The 18316-nt window shown below is 74.7% G+C and carries 16 protein-coding genes; 11 read left to right on the top strand and 5 right to left on the bottom strand.

What is annotated here, in order from left to right:
• The first annotated feature begins 13 nt into the window (after positions 1–13).
• Positions 14–505, top strand: a complete 492-nt coding sequence (locus tag EKG83_RS31450; RefSeq protein ID WP_033429297.1) for an FBP domain-containing protein — start codon at positions 14–16, stop codon at positions 503–505.
• A gap of 173 nt (positions 506–678) precedes the next feature.
• Here the strand turns inward: EKG83_RS31450 and EKG83_RS31445 are convergent, their stop codons facing one another.
• Positions 679–855 (bottom strand): hypothetical protein, encoded by a 177-nt coding sequence (locus EKG83_RS31445; RefSeq protein ID WP_153278567.1) that lies wholly within the window; start codon positions 853–855, stop codon positions 679–681.
• 101 nt (positions 856–956) lie between these two features.
• Complete coding sequence (locus EKG83_RS31440) at positions 957–3809, bottom strand: AfsR/SARP family transcriptional regulator (RefSeq protein ID WP_033429298.1); 2853 nt, start codon at positions 3807–3809, stop codon at positions 957–959.
• A 256-nt stretch (positions 3810–4065) separates the two neighbouring features.
• On the opposite strand from EKG83_RS31440, the gene EKG83_RS31435 reads away from it, so the two are divergent.
• The 5 genes from EKG83_RS31435 to EKG83_RS47175 all read left to right on the top strand — a co-directional run bounded on the left by EKG83_RS31435 (position 4066) and on the right by EKG83_RS47175 (position 10575).
• The gene (locus EKG83_RS31435; RefSeq protein ID WP_051765004.1) at positions 4066–4779 is read left to right on the top strand and encodes an HAD family hydrolase; all 714 of its coding nucleotides are present in this window, start codon (positions 4066–4068) and stop codon (positions 4777–4779) included.
• A 342-nt stretch (positions 4780–5121) separates the two neighbouring features.
• Positions 5122–6162, top strand: a complete 1041-nt coding sequence (locus EKG83_RS31430; RefSeq protein WP_228122289.1) for an SGNH/GDSL hydrolase family protein — start codon at positions 5122–5124, stop codon at positions 6160–6162.
• Positions 6163–6266: 104 nt separating this feature from the next.
• Positions 6267–8570 carry an iron-containing redox enzyme family protein gene (locus EKG83_RS48495; protein ID WP_228122288.1) on the top strand — a complete coding sequence of 768 codons (2304 nt, stop codon included), beginning with the start codon at positions 6267–6269 and terminating at the stop codon, positions 8568–8570.
• 9 nt (positions 8571–8579) lie between these two features.
• A complete protein-coding gene (locus EKG83_RS31415) occupies positions 8580–10403 on the top strand; it encodes a carbamoyltransferase family protein (protein WP_228122287.1) in 1824 nt (607 codons plus the stop codon).
• A gap of 16 nt (positions 10404–10419) precedes the next feature.
• On the top strand, positions 10420–10575 hold the full coding sequence (locus tag EKG83_RS47175; RefSeq protein ID WP_170191785.1) for a hypothetical protein: 156 nt from the start codon (positions 10420–10422) through the stop codon (positions 10573–10575).
• A gap of 41 nt (positions 10576–10616) precedes the next feature.
• Here the strand turns inward: EKG83_RS47175 and EKG83_RS31410 are convergent, their stop codons facing one another.
• A complete protein-coding gene (locus EKG83_RS31410) occupies positions 10617–11030 on the bottom strand; it encodes a ribonuclease domain-containing protein (RefSeq protein ID WP_033429301.1) in 414 nt (137 codons plus the stop codon).
• A 117-nt stretch (positions 11031–11147) separates the two neighbouring features.
• Complete coding sequence (locus tag EKG83_RS31405) at positions 11148–11882, bottom strand: polyprenol monophosphomannose synthase (RefSeq protein ID WP_033429302.1); 735 nt, start codon at positions 11880–11882, stop codon at positions 11148–11150.
• 217 nt (positions 11883–12099) lie between these two features.
• On the opposite strand from EKG83_RS31405, the gene EKG83_RS31400 reads away from it, so the two are divergent.
• Positions 12100–12801 carry a phosphotransferase gene (locus EKG83_RS31400; protein ID WP_407690736.1) on the top strand — a complete coding sequence of 234 codons (702 nt, stop codon included), beginning with the start codon at positions 12100–12102 and terminating at the stop codon, positions 12799–12801.
• Between the two features lie 3 nt (positions 12802–12804).
• On the opposite strand, the gene EKG83_RS31395 is transcribed toward EKG83_RS31400, so the two are convergent.
• Positions 12805–13623, bottom strand: coding sequence for a lipase family protein (locus tag EKG83_RS31395; RefSeq protein WP_033429304.1), 819 nt, complete (start codon positions 13621–13623; stop codon positions 12805–12807).
• 361 nt (positions 13624–13984) lie between these two features.
• Here EKG83_RS31395 and msrA point away from each other — a divergent pair, with 361 nt between their 5' ends.
• The 4 genes from msrA (at position 13985) to EKG83_RS31375 (ending at position 18283) form a co-directional block, all read left to right on the top strand.
• Entirely contained in the window at positions 13985–14488 is a 504-nt protein-coding gene (msrA, locus tag EKG83_RS31390) for a peptide-methionine (S)-S-oxide reductase MsrA (RefSeq protein ID WP_033429305.1), read from the top strand.
• Positions 14485–14994 (top strand): MOSC domain-containing protein, encoded by a 510-nt coding sequence (locus tag EKG83_RS31385; protein ID WP_033429306.1) that lies wholly within the window; start codon positions 14485–14487, stop codon positions 14992–14994. The genes msrA and EKG83_RS31385 overlap by 4 nt, the downstream gene beginning before the upstream one ends.
• 202 nt (positions 14995–15196) lie before the next feature.
• Complete coding sequence (locus EKG83_RS31380) at positions 15197–16798, top strand: trypsin-like serine protease (protein ID WP_033429307.1); 1602 nt, start codon at positions 15197–15199, stop codon at positions 16796–16798.
• Positions 16799–17110: 312 nt separating this feature from the next.
• Positions 17111–18283 carry a cytochrome P450 gene (locus EKG83_RS31375; protein WP_051765006.1) on the top strand — a complete coding sequence of 391 codons (1173 nt, stop codon included), beginning with the start codon at positions 17111–17113 and terminating at the stop codon, positions 18281–18283.
• The last annotated feature ends 33 nt before the right edge of the window (positions 18284–18316 follow it).

Here is an 18316-nt window from a genome sequence, read left to right as displayed (position 1 = left end):
TAGCGTGCCAACCATGAAACCGCTCACCGAACGCGACATCCGCGCGTCGTTCGTCAACTGCAGCAAGGGGGAGGCCAAGCGCCTGAGCGTGCCGAGGGACCTGGCCGACCGGCCGTGGGACGACCTGGACTTCCTGGGGTGGTGGGACCCCTCGGCGCCGGAGCGCTCCTACCTGGTTGCCGAGGTCGGGGACCGGTTGGTCGGGATCGCCCTGCGGCGGGCGAGCCAGGCCGGGCACCTGCGGCGCACCATGTGCTCGCTGTGCCTGACCACGCACGAGGGTGGTGGCGTACTGCTGATGACCGCGCGCAAGGCCGGTCGGGGAGGGCAGCAGGGCGACTCGGTCGGGTCCTACCTGTGCGCGGACCTGGCCTGCTCGCTCTACGTGCGGGGGCGCAAGCCGGTGGGGCCCGGCGGGCGGCTGCACGAGTCGATCCCGCTGGAGGAGAAGGTCGAGCGGACCGCGGGCAACCTGGCGCGGTTCCTGGACCGGGTGCTGGGCTGATCCGGGCTCGTCGGCAGGGGGACGGGGGCGGAGCCGCGCTGGTGTTCGCCGGTCGGTGTTCGCCGGCTGGTGTTCGCCGGTCGGTGCCGAGCCGGCTGGGGGTCGGTCGGTCCGGCTCGGCGCCCGCCGCGCCGGCTCGGGATCGGTCGGCCCGGTGCCCGGCCGACCGGCGCTCAGCTGCCGGGTTTCGGGTCCGACGGCGATGGCGGGACGGTCGTGAGCTGGTGCGGCGCCACCACCTGGTGACCGCCGTCCGCGGCGGCCGAGCGGGCCTGGGCCGTGACCACCGCGGTCATGCCCAGTGCCGCGGCCAGCGCCGCTGCCAGCGCGAGCCGTTGAGGCTTCTGCATCCCAGGCCCCTCCCACCGTCGAACGCCCGGAAACCACGGCGAAGTCTCCTCGCGCCACCACGCCCGGTCTACCGACCAATCAGGCGAAAGCCGTTGCCACCTCACGTGTCCCGGTCCAGCTCGTGCAGCAGCGCCACCACCGCGCGGGCCTCCTCGGCGCGGTGCTGGGCCCGGTACAGCTCGACCGCCCGCCGCCACGCCCGGCGGGCCTCGTCGGTCCGGCCCAGGGCCCGGTAGGCGCGGCCCAGGCGTTCGAGGGTGCCGCTCTCGCTGTGCACGTCGCCCTGGAGGCGGAACAGGGCGATGGCGTGCCGGTAGTGCTCCACGGCCACGTCGTGCCCGCCGGTGCGGTGCGCGATGTAGGCCAGGCTGTCCAGCGCGGCGGCCTCGACCTCGTGGTGGCGGCCCCGCGCCAGCTCCAGGGCGGCCTCGCAGTGGGCGCGCGCCCGCTCGTGGTCGCCCACCCGGGCCAGGTACCAGCCGACCGCGTTGAGCGCCAGCGCCTCCAGCTCCGACAGGCCCAGGCCCCGGTACAGCCCCAGGGCGCGGGTGGCGTGCTCCACCGCGTCCCGCCCCCGGCCCTGCCGCTCGGCGACCTGCGCGAGCGAGCGGTGGGTGTGGGCCTGGGCGAGGAGGTCGCCGGTGCCCTCGGCCAGCGCCAGGGCGGCGGTCAGGTGCGCGGCGGCCGGGTCGAGCCGGTCGGCGTAGGTCAGCGCGGCGCCCAGCAGGCGGTGGGCCAGGGTCCGCACGGCCGGGTCTCCGTACCGCTCGGCGTCGGCCAGCCCGGCCCGCCACACCTCCACCGCGTCGTCGAGGTGCCCCTGCCGGTACAGGAACGTGTCCAGCGCCCAGGCGAGCCGCCAGACCGGGCCGGCGGTGCCGGGCGCGGGCGGTTCGCGGACCAGCGCCAGCAGGTTGTGCCGCTCGGCGGTGAACCAGTCCAGCGCGGCGCCGGCGGTGCCCGGGTCGCGGGGGCGGCTGCCGGGGTGGGGCGCGGGCAGCCGGATCGGCGGCCGGTACGGGTGCAGCAGCCGGTCGGCGGCGTGCGCGGTGTGCAGGTGGTGGTCGACCAGCCGGGCCAGCGCGCGGGCCCGGTCGGCCTCGGGCAGCTCGCGGTGGGCCTGCTCGGCGGCGTAGGTCTTGACCAGGTCGTGCATGCGCCAGCGCGCCGGGCTGTGCTGCTCGACCAGGTGCAGGTTCTCCAGGGCCCGCAGGACCGACCGGGTGCCGGACCCGGGCAGCCCGACGAGCGCGGCGGCGGCGTGCAGGCCGATGTCCGGACCGGGCGCCAGGCCCAGCAGCGCGAGCACCCGGGCCTGCTCGACCGCCAGCGCCTGGACCGACCAGGACAGCACGGCCCGCAGGCCGGCGGGCGGGTTGTCGTCGTCCAGCGGGTCGAGCACCGCCTCGCGCAGCTCCTCGGCCAGCGCCGCCAGCGGGAACTCCGGGTGCGCCACCGCGCGGCCGACCACCACGCCCAGCGCCAGCGGAAACCCCTTGCAGCACAGCAGCAGCTCGGCCACCGCCTCCGGCTCGGCCGCGACCCGCTCCGCGCCCAGCCGGTTCACCAGGACCTGGCGCGCCTCGTCGTCGGAGAGCACGTCCACCCGCACCAGCCGCGCGCCGTGGCCGCTGACCAGGCCGGTGAGCCGCTGCCGGCTGGTGACCAGGACGGTGCAGGTCGGGCTGCCCGGCAGCAGCGGGACCACCTGCTCGTTGTCGCGCGCGTTGTCGGCCACGACGAGGATGCGCCGGTCGGCCATCAGGCTCCGGTACAGGCCGGCCTGGGCGTGCGGGTCGGTCGGGACGGAGCGCGGTTCCACGCCGAGGGCGTCGAGGAAGCCGCGCAGGGCGGTCGACGGGTCCATCGGGGTGCCCGCCGGGCTGAAGCCGCGCAGGTCCACGAACAGCTGGCCGTCCGGGAACCGGTGGGCGTTGCGGTGGGCCCAGTGCAGGGCCAGCCAGGTCTTGCCGATGCCGCCCGCGCCCGCCACGGCCGAGATGACCACCGTTCGGCCCGGCGGCGCGGTGCCGTAGGGCTGACCGGCGGGGTCGGGCTGCGTGCCGGGCGCGGTGCCGTCGAGCGCGGTGCCGTCGAGGTGCGCGCTGAGCGCGGCCAGCTCGTCGGCGCGGCCGACGAAGCCGGGCGGCGGTGGCGGGAGCTGCCGGGGGACCGGCGTGACGGGTGCGGTGTGCGCGGGTGCGGTCCCGGTCGGTCGCGGTGCGGTCAGCGCCGGGTCGGCGTCGAGCACCTGCTGGTGCAGCCGCCGCAGCTCGGCGCCTGGGTCGGTGCCCAACTCCTCGGCCAGGCGGGTCCGCAGCAGCCGGTAGTGCGCCAGCGCGTCGGCCGTGCGCCCGGCGCGGTAGAGCGCCTGGAGGTACTGCGCCGCCACGCGCTCGTCCAGCGGGTGCTCGGCGACCCGCGCGGACAGCTCGGCCACCAGCTCGCCACCGCGCCCGGCCCGCAGGCGCACGTCGACCAGGTCGTTCTCGGCGGTCAGCCGCTCGCGGCGCAACCGGTCCCGCGCGGTCTCCGCCCACTCGCCCGCCAGGCCGGTCAGCGGGTCGCCGCGCCACAGCCGCAGCGCCTCGACCAGCAGCGACTCGGCCCGCTGGTCCCCGGCGGCCCGGGCCCGCGCGCACAGCTCGCGGAACCGGTGCAGGTCCACGGTCGTGCGGTCCGCGTCCAGCAGGTAGCCGCCCGCCCGCCGCACCAGCCGCTCCGGGCCCAGGACCTGCCGCAGCCGGGACACGTAGCTGTGCAGCGTGGCCCGCGCCCGCCGGGGCGGTGCCAGGCCCCACACCCGCTCCACCAACCGCTCGACGGGCACCACCCGGCCCGCGTCCACCGCCAGCGCGGCCACCACGCACCGCTGCCGCGCCGGCCCCAGGTCGACCGCCGTCCCGCCCACGTCCGCGGCCACCTCGCCGAGCAGCCTCACCACCGCTGCCATGCACCCGCCGTCCCCCGTGCGACCACTCCCCGGGTCCAGGACTACCGGCCCGACCCGCTCAATACACTCCGTTGCGAATGGTTCACTCGATCGGCCTAGCTATACGGCAGGACGGGTGGCGGGTGGGCGGGTGCCGGCTACTCGCGGAGTCGGGGTGGCGGGGCTCTCGGAGCCGGGGCCGGGGTCATCAGATCTCTTATCAGCCTTCTTATCTCTCTTAGTTGCCTGATGGCCGCTGGAGTGGTGGACTTGAGGTATGTCCACACCTCCCGCAGTCGCGTTCTTCGACGTCGACGAGACGGTCATCAAGGTCAAGAGCATGTTCGAGTTCCTGCGCCACTGGATGACGGCCCAGGGCGACGACGGCTCGGCGTACGAGTCGTTCATGGCCGGGGTGCGCGAACTGGCCGACGCCGGCGTGCCCCGCGCCGAGGTCAACCGGCACTACTACCGGCGGTACGCGGGCGCGTCGGCCGCCGACGTGCGCGCCGCGGGCGAGGACTGGTACGCGTCCTACCGGCGGCGGCCCGACGGCTTCCTCACCGCGACGGTCGCGGCCGTGGCGGCGCACCGCGCGGCGGGCAACCGGGTGGTGCTGGTCAGCGGCTCGTTCCTGCCGGTGCTGGGCCCGCTGATGGCGGACGTGGGCGCGGACGAGGCGCTGTGCGGCGACCCCGAGGTCGGGCCGGACGGCCGGTACACCGGCGCGATCGCGGTGCCCATGATCGGGGAGAACAAGACCGCCGCCGTGCGGGCCAGGATGGCCGAGCTGGGCGTGGACCCGGCCGACTGCTACGCCTACGGCGACCACCAGTCGGACCTGGGGATGCTGGAGGCGGTCGGCAACCCGGTCGTGGTGGGCGAGGACCCGGTGCTGGTCGGGAAGGCCGAGGCGGGCGGCTGGCGGCGCCTGCCGGCCACCACGGGACCGCTGGGGGTTCCGCCCCGCGTGCTGTCCGTTGTGGAGTGAGCGGGTGCGGCGGGTGACCGGTTCGCCCGCCGCGTCCCCGCAACCCCTGGCCGACCCCTAGAACCGCCGGTCCCCCTACCGTCCACTGCGGACCGACTGCGGTGGTCCGAAGCGTGCACCCGTGGTACCGGCTCGACCCGTTCGACGAGGAGTGCTCACCTCCCCGGTGCGTCGTCCCTGGTCAGGCACCTTGATCCCGGGTCGTCGCGCCGCCGCGTCCCCCGGGCAGGGGCACCGTAGCGGGGAGGCGGACGAACCGGACGTCCCGGTGGTTAGCTCCTGGCGGTCCGAACAGCCGCAGGGACGCGGCCGGACGACACGACACCGTCGAAGGGGGACGCGGTGGACCAGGCTGATCTCGCCCCGCAGATGAAGCAGTACGAGGACTTCGCCGCCGGTGACGTGCGGTGGCTGCCGTACCTGGTGTTCTTCAACCGGACCGGCTACCGCTCACCGGTGGTCAACACCGACGCGGGCGGGTTCCGCCTCGGCCTCGGCCCCGACGGGCCGTGCTCGCTGCTGGAGAACCGCCCCGACGGCGAGGTGAACGTGCTGCTCGGCGGCTCGCCCGCGTTCGGCTTCGGCGCGACCGCCGACGAGCACACCATCACCTCGGCGCTGTCGCGCGGCGAGCGGGTGCCGTGGCTCAACCTCGGCGCGCCCGCGTTCAACTCCACCCAGGAGCTGGTGCTGTTCATGCTGCACCGGCACCAGTTGCCGCGGGTGCGCGACATCATCGTGTTCTCCGGCCTCAACGACCTGGTGGTCGCCGGCCTGCCCGACGCCCGCGCCGACTACGGCCAGTTCTTCTTCTCCGGCGAGTTCTTCAGCCAGCTCGGCGTGCCCGAGGCCGGCCAGCAGCTGCGCCAGCCCAAGTGGGCGCTGGGCAGGCTCGCGCAGCGCATCGGCCTGTCCTCCGGCGCGGCCGAGCCGGAGGAGCCGAGGACGCCCACGCCGGAGGAGCGCGTCGACACGGCGGTCGCCCAGTGCGCCCGCGACCTGGACCGCCTGCTGGAGCTGGCCGCGCCCACCGGTGCCCGGGTGCACTTCGTGCTCCAGCCGACCGCGCTGTGGACGGGCAAGCGGCGCTCGCCGGAGGAGCGGGCGCTGATCGACGACGCCGACCGGAAGATGGCGGCGGTCTGGGACCTGTTCCGGCCGATCCTCGACCCGGCCGTGCACGCGGCCTACCGCGACCGCCTGGCCGAGGTGTGCGCGCAGCGGTCGGTGTCCTTCTTCGACGCCAACCCGGCGGTGTCCGGCGACGAGTGGTTCTTCGTCGACCTGGTGCACCTCAACGACGAGGGCAACCGCGTGGTCGCCGAGGCGCTGCGGACCGGGCTCGGCCTCGGCGGCGACCGCGAACTGGAGGGGGTCGGCTGATGTTCCGCAGGATCGTGCAGTTCTTCCGGCGGCGCAAGCGCAAGCGCCGCAACGACAACTCGATCTACCCGATGTTCTGATCGATCGGTGGCAGGGGGGCAGCCGTGTCGGGCTCGGAGTACCGCACCACCTACCTCAGGGCGCTCGACCCCGAGTGCCCGTCGCCCCGCGCGGACGAGCTGCCGCGCGTGCGGGCGGCGCTCGCCGAGGTCGACCCCGGCGGTGAGGAGGAGATCCCGGCCCTGGTGGCCGGGGCCCGTGCCTGGGCCGAGGAGGAGGGCCGGCGGTTCCGCGAGGTCCTGGCCGGCCCGGACCGGGGTTCGGCGCGCGACCGCGTGCTGAACAACTGCGCGCCGCTGGCGCTGTCCGCGGGCGCGTGGCTGCAGTGGCTGTCCGGCGCGGGCAACGCCGAGTCGGAGCTGGTCCTGCGCGTACTGTCTCTCTACGCGCAGGACATCGGCGTCGGCTACCCGCACGCGGACCGCGGCAGCGACTACCGGGCGGTGCTGCGCGCCCACCGCCTGCTCGACGAGGCACCGGGCGTGCGGCTGGCGGGCAGCGACCAGGTGGAGAACTCCGCCTTCCGCTTCCCGGGCCTGCTGCTGGCCATGAGCCGCCTGCCGGAGGAGTTCCGGCCCGAGCTGCTGGGCGCGGACCTGTGCCTGCGCGCGGTCGGCCTGCCACCGCCGCTCGCCGGGCTCGACCCGGCGGTGCTGGGCGTGCCCGTCGACACCCTCGACCTCGGCGCGGCCCGGCACGGCGACCCGCGCACCGGGCTGGAGCTGTCCCGGGCCGCCGCCGAGGCGGTGCTGGAGGTCGGCGAGGGCGACCGGTTGCGGCACGGGTTCCGCTGGGCCGGGCACGAGCTGCGGCTGTGGTGCGACGCGCTGCTGCGGGAGACGGACCTGGCCACCCACCCCGACTACGACGTGTGGCGGCTGATCTGGTCGCGGGCCAGGCAGGCGGCCGTCTACCACGCCGACTTCCCGCTGGAGGGCAGGCCGCTCGCCGAGTGGTTCGCCGACGTCGACGCGGGGCCGGGCGCGTTCCTCGGCGCGCTGGCGCGGAGCACCCTGGTCCGGCCCGGGCAGCCCGACCGGAGCCCGCTGCTGCGCGGGCTGATCGGGGAGCGCGGGCGGATGTTCCGGGTGTTCACCGATGACGAGGTCGCGGTGCTGCGGCGGTGGATCGCCGGGTTGGCGCCGGACGGCGAGACGCCGGGTGGGGCCGGGCACGAGCGGCTGCACCGGGCGCAGCGGTCCTGGTACCGGCCGGACGGGGCGCCCGGGCGGTCGGACGCGGGGACGGGCGCCGGGGACGGGGCCGGTGCCGGGTCTGCGACTGGTGTTGCGTTTGGCGCGGGTGCCGGCGCCGGCTCTGCGACCGGTGTTGCGTTTGGCGCGGGTGCCGGCGCCGGCTCTGCGACTGGTGTTGCGTTTGATACCGGCTCTGCGACTGGTGTTGCGTTTGATACCGGCTCTGCGACTGGTGTTGCGTTTAGTGCCGGTGCGAGCGACGACTTCGGTCGTCCCTCGGCCAGGGAGGCGTACCGCGCCCTGCTCAGCCGCGCCGAACCGCCCGGCCTGCGCCGGTTCGCGCACGACTACGCGACCCGCTGGCTGACCCGCTCCGCCTACCACCTCGACCGCGCCCCCCGGCAGCTCCCACCCCGCTGGGACCCCGAGACCGGCCTGCGCGGCTGGCTCGCCGCCGAGCACGACCGGCACGCCGCCGAGCACGACGCGACCGAACCACGCCTGCCCACGCGCGAGGAACTGGTCGAGTCGACCCTCCAGCTCGCCCCGCTCATCATGATCGACGGCGGCTGGCTCCAGGGGTTCACCGACCACCAGCTGGGCAGCTCCGCGGCCGGCCACTTCCTGTTCCAGACCTACTGGGACGAGCTGGGCAACGGCGTGTGGGAGCTGAACCACCCGAAGATCTACCGCGACCTGGTCCGCCAGATGGGCGTCGACCTCCCGCCGACCGACTCGCCGGCGTTCAGCGCCCACCCCGGCTTCCACGACGAGTCGTTCGAGCTGCCGGTGTACTGGCTGTGCGTCTCCCGGTTCCCGCGCACGTTCGCGCCCGAGATCCTGGGCCTGAACCTGGCCATGGAGCTGTCCGGGGTCGGCGGCAGCTACCGCGACGCGCGGCTCGCCCTGCTGCACCACGGGTTCAGCACCCAGTTCGTGGACCTGCACAACACCATCGACAACGTCTCCACCGGGCACTCCGCGTGGGCGGTGGACGCCATCGACAGCTACCTGGCCGAGCAGCCCCGGGCCGACGACGGGGTGTGGCGGCGCATCCGCGTCGGCTACCGGTCGCTCAACCCGCCGGAGGGCGTCGCGGCGACCCTCTACAGCACCCTGAAGTCCCGTACCGCACGGTACGCCCGACGGTGAGGAGCCGTGGTGACCACAGCTCTCGGCATCTCCGCCTTCTACCACGACAGCGCGGCGGCGCTGGTCGACGCGGGCGGCGTCGTGGCCGCCGCGCAGCAGGAGCGGTTCAGCAGGCGCAGGCACGACGCCGGGTTCCCGGACCTGGCCGTCCGCTACTGCCTGGAGGAGGCGGGCGCCAAGCTCGACGACCTCGACGCCATCGCCTACTACGAGGACCCGCGGCTGAAGCTGCGCCGGGTGGTGTCCACGTTCGTGGCCACCGCGCCCTCGGCGTGGCGGGCCTTCCGCGACGTCGTGCCGGGCTGGCTGGCGTGGAAGGCGCGGGCCGGGCACGAGGTGCGCGAGCGGTTGCGCGACCTGGACCTGGGCGCGCCGCCGCCGGTGCGGTGCTTCCGGCACCACGAGTCGCACGCCGCGTCCGCGTTCCTGCCCAGCCCGTTCGAGTCGGCGGCCGTGCTGTGCGTGGACGGCGTCGGCGAGTGGGCGACCACGACGATCTGGCACGGCCGCGGCAGTCGCCTGGAACCGGTGGCGGAGCTGAGGTTCCCGCACTCGCTGGGCATGCTGTACTCGGCGTTCACCTACTTCTGCGGCTTCAAGGTCGACTCCGGCGAGTACAAGCTGATGGGCCTGGCCCCCTACGGCAGGCCGACCTACGCGCCGCTGATCCGGGAGCGGCTGGTCGACGTCAAGCCCGACGGGTCGTTCCGGCTGGACACCGCGATGTTCGAGTTCCTGCGCGGTCGGGTGATGACCGGGCGGGCGTTCGAGGAGCTGTTCGGCGGGCCGCGCCGGGAGCCCGAGGGACCGCTCACCGAGCGCGAGTTCGACCTGGCCGCGTCGGTGCAGCAGGTGACCGAGGAGATCATGCTCGGCCTGGCAACGGCCGCGCGGGAGCGCACCGGCGAGGCGAACCTGTGCCTGGCCGGCGGGGTCGCGCTGAACTGCGTGGCCAACGGGAAGATCGTCGCGCGGGAGCTGTTCGACGAGGTGTGGGTGCAGCCCGCGGCGGGCGACGCCGGGGGAGCGCTGGGCGCGGCGCTGCTGGCCGCGGACCCGCCGCGCGGGCACGTCGGCACGGGCCGGGACGCGATGCGCGGCGCCCGGCTGGGCCCCGGCTACGGCACCGAGCGGATCCGCGCCTACCTGGACGCGCACGGCCTGCCGTACCGGGAGCTGGGTGAGGACGAGCTGTCCGCCGAGGTCGCCCGGCTGCTCGCGGACGGCGGCGTGGTCGGCTGGTTCCAGGGGCGCATGGAGTTCGGGCCGCGCGCGCTGGGGTCGCGCTCCATCCTCGGCGACGCCCGCAACGCGGAGATGCAGTCGGCGATGAACCTGAAGATCAAGTTCCGGGAGTCGTTCCGGCCGTTCGCGCCGATCGTGCTCGCCGAGGACGTGACCGACTACTTCGACCTGCGCGGGTCGAGCCCGTACATGCTCGTGGTCGCGCCCGTCGCCGAGGCCAGGCGGCTGCCCGTGCCGGACACCGCCGACGCGCGCGGCCTGGACCTGCTCAAGGTCAGGCGGTCGACGATCCCGGCGGTGACCCACGTCGACCACTCCGCGCGGGTGCAGACCGTCACCGCGGACGCCGACGCCCGCCTGCACCGGCTGCTGACCGACTTCAAGGACCGCACCGGCTGCCCGGTGCTGGTCAACACCTCGTTCAACGTCCGCGGCGAACCCATCGTGGCCACCCCGGAGGACGCCTACCGGTGCTTCATGCGCACCGACATCGACGCTCTCGCCATCGGGGACTTCCTGCTGCTCAAGGAGGAGCAGCCGGAGTGGCGCGAAGAGGGCGACTGGCGTCGCGAGATTCCGCTGGACTGAATTCCCGGGAGGGGAAATGGCCGTGCTGCGCCGCGCCGTCGTCTCGGTGCTGCTGCTGGTGGTCTACCTGTTCGTCGTGACGCCGGTCGCCCTGGTGGCCCGCCTGCTGGGCGACCCGCTGCGCCGCCGCCCGGACCGCATGGCGACCAGCTACTGGACCGAGCTGCGGTAGGACCCGCGGTGCCGCCGTGGGCACCGCGGGCCCGGTCGGGCTCAGAGCCGGTAGAAGTCGGTGTAGTGGTTGGGCGAGAAGTAGGCGGTGCCCGCGGTGCGGTCCACGATGATCCGGTACGCGTCGCGGGCCGCGCCGCAGGCCCGCGGGTAGACGTCGAACTCCAGGTAGGAGTGCCCGCCGGGCAACTGGCCCTCGCGGTTGTAGAACTGGCCGCCGGCGAAGTTGCACTGGCCGTTCGGCCAGCTGTTCCAGCCGCGGGTGCTCGGGTAGCCCTTCGACGACCAGGTCGTCCTGGCCGAACGCGCGTCGGCGCAGCGGGAGATGGTGCACGAGCCGTAGACCGACGCGTCGGCGGCCGGGGTGACCACGACGGTGAGGCCGAGCACGGACGCGACGGCGCTGATCGTGACGGCCAGGCGCCTGGTCCAGGTCGTGCGGGGCAGGGTGTGCACGGGGTTCCTCCGGGGCAGGGTGAGGAGCGGACCCCTCGATCGTCGCGCCCCTGTCCAGCGGGACGCGGAAGAGATCACCAAGCCCGGGTGAACTCCGCGCGACGGGGAGGAGGCCCGTCAGCGCTTGAACCGCAGGCGCCAGGGCACCAGCGCGGACTCCAGCTGCACGCCCAGCGTGAGCTTCGAGGTGCCTTCCACCCGCTCGGTGAACGTGATGGGCACCTCCACCACGCGCAGCCCGCGCGACAGGGCCCGGTGGTTCATCTCGACCTGGAACGAGTAGCCGTTCGACCGCACGCTGTCCAGGTCCACGGTGCGCAGCGCCTTCGCGCTCCACGCCTTGAACCCGGCGGTCGCGTCCCGCACGCCCAGCCCCAGCACCCCGTTGACGTAGACGTTCGCCCACCTCGACAGCGCGCGCCGGTGCCACGGCCACGAGGTGTCCAGGCTGCCGCCGGGCACGTACCGGGAACCGATCACGAAGTCCGCCGCGCCCTCGGCCAGCGGCGCCAGCAGCCGGGGTACCGCCTCGACCGGGTGGGACAGGTCGGCGTCCATCTGGACCACGACCTCCGCGCCGTCCGCCAGGGCCCGGCCCATGCCGGTGACGTAGGCGCGGCCGAGGCCGTCCTTGACCTCGCGGTGGACCACCGCGACCCGGTCCGGGTGCTCGGCGGCCAGCTTGTCCGCCACCTCGCCGGTGCCGTCGGGCGAGTCGTCGTCGACCACGAGCAGGCGCAGGCCCTCGACGCCGAGGTCGAGCAGCCGACCGGCGAGCACCGGCAGGTTGTCGCGCTCGTTGTACGTCGGCACGACCACGGTGGTCGGGACGGTTCGCGATCCGTTCGTCATGGCGTCATGGTAGGGGTGGTGCCGCCGACTCGTTTGTCGGCCCGGAATTCCCGTGAAGGTTTTGTGCAGGGCGCATTGGCGCCTTCGGGACGCCTTTCCCGGCGAAATTCGGTTTGCCGCCGGGCGGTGGTCGGTTAGCGTCGGCCGGGTGGAGGGGGAGGAGATGTCCGGCGGCACCACGACGGTCGTCCGAATAGGGCGCACCGTGCGGCGGCCGGTGCGCGAGTGGAGCGAGGCGGTGCAGTGGCTGCTCGGCCGGCTCGCCGCCGCCGGGGTGCGCGGCGTGCCCCGGTGGCACGGGGTGGACGTGCAGGGCCGCGAGGTGCTGGACTTCCTGCCCGGTGTCGTCGGCACGTACCCGGTGCCCGAGCAGGCCCGCCGCGACAGCGCGCTGACCAGCGCGGCGAGGCTGCTGCGCAGCCTCCACGACGCCACCGCGCCGCTGCCGGACAAGACCGCGCACCCCTGGCAGACGCCGCCCGTCGAGCCCGTCGAGGTGATCTGCCACGGCGACTTCGCGCCCTACAACTGCGTGTTCCAGGGCGGTGAGACGACCGGCGTGTTTGACTTCGACGGTGCCCACCCCGGGCCGAGGTGCTGGGACCTCGCCTACGCGGTGTACCGGTTCGCCCCGGTGTCCACGGTGGAGGCGCCGGACGTGCCGGACGTGCCGGGGCAGGCCCGGCGGGTCAGGCTGTTCCTCGACGCCTACGGCCGCACCCGCGACGAGCGGCGCGACGTGGTCGACGCGTTCGGGCCCCGGCTGCTGGCCCTGGTGGCGTTCATGCGCGCCGCCGCCGCGCGGGGCGACCCGAACTTCGCCCGGCACATCGAGGAGGGCCACGCGGACCTCTACCTGCGCGACGTCGAGCACTTCGAGGCCCACCGGGCGACGTGGGACCGGGTCGTCGTCGGGTAGCGGTCAGTCGAGGTTCTTCTCCAACGCCTCCAGGTAGCGGGCCATGAGGTGGTCGCGGACGCCGTCGCTCGCCGGGGCGAGCGGGTCGGCGGTCATGCCCTTGGCGCGGTCGGTCAGGCCGCCCACCGGCGACGTGCGGTCGCGGACCTTGCCGTTCGCGTCGATGTGGTGCACGGCCGAGACGTGCTTGAACACCGGCTCGGGCGGCATCAGCGGGACGACGTCGTTGTTGTTGACGAACCGGTGCGTGCGGTCGCGGAACGCCTCGTCGTGCGCCGCGGCCAGGGTGGCGTCGCACACGCGCGGCTGGCCGAAGGTGTAGACGCCGTCGGCGAGCAGCCCCGGGTCCTCGAAGTACAGGCGCATGGCGGCCAGCGAGGCGAGCGCGCCGCCGAGGCTGTGGCCGGTGAACCAGATCGTCTGGTCGGCGTCGCGGAACTCGGTGATGGCGTCGCGCACCTGCGGGTAGATCGACTGGAGGGCCTCGCCGAAGCCGTAGTGCACGAAACCCCTGTTCGCCGGGCCGGGCCACGGCGGGGTGGTGGCGTCGGACAGCCAGTCCTGGATCTTCTTCGGCTCGGTGCCCCGGAACGCGGTGATGATCATGCGGTCCCCGGCCACCGTGTAGCCCTGGGTGTCCTCCAGCGGGAACGGCGGCCGGAATGTCGTCTCGTGGTGGCGCACGCGGTCGAAGCCCCACTCCCGCGCGGCCGCCTCCACCTCGGCCGGCGACTGGTAGGCGAGCTTGGCGGCCTGGGCCATGCAGTACGCCTGCCGGAGGCTGTAGCCGGTGGTGGCCTGGTCGAACGTCTGGACGGACATGGTGGAACCCCTCTGCGCCCGCTGGGTGGGAATCGACGCTTCGGTTCTAACCCCGCCCGCGCCCGTCACGCCGGGCGGCGGCGCGTGCTCCACCCGGAGGTGGGACAGGTGCACCCGGCCGGGGCACCTGCGCGGGGCTGGGGCACCTGCGCGGGGCTGGAGGGCGTGCGCGGGCGGGGGGATGCGCGGGGCTGGGGGGCGTGCGCGGGCGGGGGCATGCGCGGGGCCGGGGGCGTGCGCTGGGCCGGGGGCGGGCGGGCCTCGACCCACGGCACGGGTCACACGTCACAGCGGGATGACACCGAGGTGTGAAAGCGTTCACCGTGGTGGGCACCAACCAGTCGAAGAGCGGAGCGACCACATGGCCACTGTGACCGAGAAGGCTGTCCTCGCGGGCGGGTGTTTCTGGGGCGTGCAAGACCTGTTCCGCCGCCACCCGGGCGTCGTGTCCACCCGGGTCGGCTACACGGGCGGCGACGTACCCAACGCCACCTACCGCAACCACGGCACCCACGCCGAGGCCATCGAGATCGTCTTCGACCCGACGCGGCTGAGCTACCGGCAGGTCCTGGAGTTCTTCTTCCAGATCCACGACCCGACGACGCGCAACCGCCAGGGCAACGACATCGGCACCAGCTACCGCTCGGCGATCTTCTACGACGGCGACGACCAGAAGGTCGTGGCCGAGGAGACCATCGCGGACGTGGACGCCTCCGGCAAGTGGCCCGGCCCCGTGGTCACCGAGGTGACCCCGCTCGGCGACTTCTGGGAGGCCGAGCCGGAGCACCAGGACTACCTGGAGCGCTACCCCAACGGCTACACGTGCCACTACGTGCGGCCGGAGTGGCAGCTCGGCGAGCGGTGAGCACGGCCGTCGACGTCGTGGCGCTGCACGTCTCGCCCGTGCACGCCTACGAGGGGCGGCCCGGTGACGGACCGCGACCCGACCCGGGGCCGGTCTCCCGGGACCAGGTCGCGGTCAGGGCGGGGCTCGGCCTGGTGGGTGACCGCTACTTCAACCACCCCGCGCACCGGCTGGCCGCCGTCACGGTCTTCGCCGCCGAGGCGCTGGAGCACGTCGCCGGCCGGCTCGGCCTGGCCGGCGCGCCGGACCCGCTGGTCGTGCGGCGCAACGTCGTGCTGCGCGGGTTCGACGTGGACGGGCTCGCGCGCCGCGCCGTCTTCAGCCTGGACTCCGGCGACGGGCCGGTGCGGTTCGAGGTGCACCGGCCGGCCAACCCGTGCGCGTGGATGGACGCGGTGATCGCCCCCGGCGCGTTCAAGGCGCTGCGCGGGCGCGGCGGCAAGCGGTGCGTGCCCCTCGACGACGGGGTGCTGCGGCTCGGCCCGGCGACCCTGGTCGTCCGCTGACCGGTCGGGCCGCGCGCGGCTGATCGGGTTGCGCGTGAATTCCGCCGGATTGCGCGCGAATTCCTCCGGCGCTTCTTTTCGCCGGAATTGTGATCGTGCAAATGCCCCGAGTTCCGCCGATCGGGTGAGACCACTGCGCCGGCCCGGGACCGTTGCGCGAACCCGGAGCGGGCCGCGCGGTGGTCCGCGTAGCCTCCGACCAATGGGGTTCGAGCGCGAGCGGCGACGCTGGCGGGTGCGGTTGTCCGACGAATCCGGGCGGTTCCGCGGCGGCGGCACGATGCTCGACGAACGACACCTGCTCACCTGCGCGCGCGTGGTCGGGGAGGCGGGTGGGCCGGACGCGCGGGTGGTGGTCGACTTCGTCGGCGTGCCCGAGGCGGCCCGGGGTGCCGCGTCGGTCGTCGAGGGCGCGTGGGTGCCGGCGACCGAGGGGGAACGCGGCGACGTCGCCCTGCTGCGCCTGGAGCGGCCCGAACCCGCCGCGCACGGCGCGCCGCTGCGCCGCATGCCGCTGGGCGACCACCAGGCGGTCCGCGTCCACGGCTTCCCGGACGGCTCGGGCGGCGGCCTGTGGACCCCGGCCCACCTCGCCGGCTCGGCCGGCGAGTGGGTTCGGCTGAACCGCGTCGGCGAGGCCGAACCGATCGTGGCGGGTTACCGCGGTGGCGCCGTCGTCGACGAGGCCAGTGGCTGTGTCGTCGGCGTGGTCGTCGGCCACTGCAGCGGCGACGCCGGCCTGGTCGGGTGGATGATCCCGGTCGAGACGGTGCTGGGCCACCTGCCGCTGCTGGGCCGGTGGGTGCAGGGGGTGCCCGCGGTCGACGAGAGCCTGGCCGCCACTCGCGCTGATGCCGTTGACGTGTCGTTGGCGAACGCCCTGTTCGACTGGGTGACGGGTGTGGGCGCCGGCGCGCTGTGGCCTGTGGTCACCGGGGATCGGGGGTCGGCCGGGGCGGCGGCGTTGCGGCTGGTCGTCGCCCTCGCCGACCGCGAGCGCTCCGCCCGCCTGCCGGACCCGCCCCGAGAGGTCGGCCGCCCGCCCGCCGGCAGCGTGGTGCTCGCGGTCGACGCGTCGGGGCGGACCGCCGACGAGGTTCGGCGGCGCGTGGACGAACGGCTCGGGCGTGCGGTCCGCTTCGGCGGCACCGTCGTGGTCGACGCGGTCGACGACGCCGCCGAGCCGGACCGCCTGGTCGAGGAGGTGCTGGTGCCGCTGGCCCGGCGCGAGGGCATCCGGGTGGTGGCGGCGTTCCGGCGCGAGTCGTCGCAGGTCGACGTGGTGCGTGCCAAGCCGGGCGCGGGTGGACCGGTCGAGGACGGCGTCCCGGTGCGGCTGGGGGCGTTGGGCGCCCTGGTGGCCGAACTCGCGGCGATCGAGGAGCACCAGGTGACCGTCGTGCCCCGGTTCGTCGGGCTCCCGGTGCTCGGGGCGCGGGCGACGCGCCTGCGCGGCGCGGTGAACCGGCTGCGGTCGGCGTGGGCGGCGGGCGACACCGCGTGGGTGGAGCGGTACGTGGGTGAGTCGGAGCGGGAGGTCGCCCGCGCGCTGGCCGAGGGCAGGCGGTGGCGGGCCGTGCTCGACGGGCTGGTGGACCGTTACGACCTGCTGCGCGCCCGGTTCGACGCCTACGCGGAGAAGGCCCGCGACCACGGCTTGGTCGAGGACCTTGAGCTGGGCGGGGCGTACGGCCGGGCGTGGGACCTGCTGCGCGAACCGCCGTACGACCTCCGGGCCGCCGAACCCGCGGTCGACGACTACGTGGAGGTGGTGCGCCGCAGGATCGAGGAGAAGGGGGCGTGACCGCTTGCGGGGTGAGGACCGCGGCACTCCCTTTGTAGTCCTTTGTGGACGGTCGTGGCACAGGTGCCGGTTTCTTTGTCCATTGTGGATGGTTGCTCTGCGTTGCCTGTCGCATCACCTCAAGAGGTAATTGACAGCCGGGACGCAGGCGCGTTCAGTGGGATGTGAGCACAGCCGAACATCGAGGGGGACGAGTGAAGAGGATGATCAGGCCGCTGCTGCGCCGGCTCGGGGTGGAACGCGGAATCCGGCGACTGGCCTGGAGGCCGATCTACACCTACTACTGACGCGTGCCGTTCGGTCTGCCGACGCATGTCGTTCGGTCCGATCCGCCGAGCCGACTGGCGGGCGCTGCGCCGGCTGCACCGCCGGTGCGTGCGCAAGCCGGTGTTCCGGACGCTGGCGGGCAGCGTCGTGGTCTGCGACGCGCGGCTGGCCAGGCAGGTCCTGGTCGACGGTGACGAGCGGCTCGACCACGTGCCCGCGTTCTGGCGACCCGGCGGCGTGGCGCTGCCACCGGTCCAGTGCACCGCGTGGAACCGGTGGGTCCACCGCGCCCTCGCCGCCGAGGACGAGGATCGCGCGGCCGAGCTCGCGGTCGAGTCGCTGGCCGCCGCTCGCGGCGACCTGCACCGCGCCTGCCTGCACGCGGTGGCCGAGGCGCACGGCCGGTCGTTGGGGCTCGACCACGCCGAGCTGCGCGCTGTTGTCGACGAGTTCCTGGACACCGTGTTCCACGCCATGGTCACCGGCTCCCGGCGCGGCGCGGACGACCGGGCCTTCGAGCGGCTGTGCGCGCGGGCCGCCGCCGCGCTGGCCGACGAGCCCGTGCCCGGTCTGCCCGACCTGGCCGGTGCGCCCGGCCCGGCCGCCCGTCCCGGTGAAGCGGGACCACCGGCCGCGCCGGCCGACGAGCCCGCGCCCGGCTCGTCCGATGCGGGACCCGCGGGACCCGCGGTGCGCGGTGAGATGTACCTGCGTGCTGTCACGGCGTTCGTCGGCGCCTCCGCGGCCGCACTGACCTGGCTGGTCTGCGCCCACCACCCGACCGGCCCGATCGCGGTCCGCCGCGCGACCGACCCGCGGGACGCCCACCCCGGTCACGTCGCCCTCGAAGCCCTGCGCCTGTGGCCACCGGCCTGGCAGCACCGCCGCCCGGTGCGGCACGACCACCGCCTCGGCACGCTGTCGGTGCTGCGGGGCGACGACGTCGTGGTCCCGACCTACGCCCTGCACCGGCACCCGCGCCACTGGCCGGACCCGGACGACTTCCGCCCCGAGCGCTGGGAGAACCTGCCGGACCGCCCCGACGCCTTCCTGCCCTTCGCGGTCGGCCCCGGCGCGTGCGTGGCCGCGACGTCGGAGGTGCGCCTGCTGGGCGCCGTCGCCGCGCGCCTGGCCGACCGGCCGCTCCCCCTGACGCGGCTGGGCAGGGCGCCCCGCGTCACCGCCGTCCTCTCCGCGCCCGAGCACGTGCTCGGCTGAGCGGAGCCGCGCCGGACTCCGGACCCCGCCCGG

This window comes from Saccharothrix syringae (assembly GCF_009498035.1).
In the GTDB taxonomy this organism is placed as follows: Bacteria; Actinomycetota; Actinomycetes; order Mycobacteriales; family Pseudonocardiaceae; genus Actinosynnema; species Actinosynnema syringae.
This window is presented reverse-complemented; position numbering and strand designations above follow the sequence as displayed.

Bases quoted from the DNA above. Each gene is read 5' to 3' on its own strand.
- EKG83_RS31380 (WP_033429307.1), top strand. From the start codon at position 15,197: ATGGGGTTCGAGCGCGAGCGGCGACGCTGGCGGGTGCGGTTGTCCGAC.
- EKG83_RS31435 (WP_051765004.1), top strand. From the start codon at position 4,066: ATGTCCACACCTCCCGCAGTCGCGTTCTTCGACGTCGACGAGACGGTC.
- EKG83_RS31440 (WP_033429298.1), bottom strand. From the start codon at position 3,809: ATGGCAGCGGTGGTGAGGCTGCTCGGCGAGGTGGCCGCGGACGTGGGC.
- EKG83_RS31375 (WP_051765006.1), top strand. From the start codon at position 17,111: ATGTCGTTCGGTCCGATCCGCCGAGCCGACTGGCGGGCGCTGCGCCGG.
- EKG83_RS31405 (WP_033429302.1), bottom strand. From the start codon at position 11,882: ATGACGAACGGATCGCGAACCGTCCCGACCACCGTGGTCGTGCCGACG.
- EKG83_RS31395 (WP_033429304.1), bottom strand. From the start codon at position 13,623: ATGTCCGTCCAGACGTTCGACCAGGCCACCACCGGCTACAGCCTCCGG.
- EKG83_RS31450 (WP_033429297.1), top strand. From the start codon at position 14: ATGAAACCGCTCACCGAACGCGACATCCGCGCGTCGTTCGTCAACTGC.
- msrA (WP_033429305.1), top strand. From the start codon at position 13,985: ATGGCCACTGTGACCGAGAAGGCTGTCCTCGCGGGCGGGTGTTTCTGG.
- EKG83_RS31445 (WP_153278567.1), bottom strand. From the start codon at position 855: ATGCAGAAGCCTCAACGGCTCGCGCTGGCAGCGGCGCTGGCCGCGGCA.
- EKG83_RS47175 (WP_170191785.1), top strand. From the start codon at position 10,420: ATGGCCGTGCTGCGCCGCGCCGTCGTCTCGGTGCTGCTGCTGGTGGTC.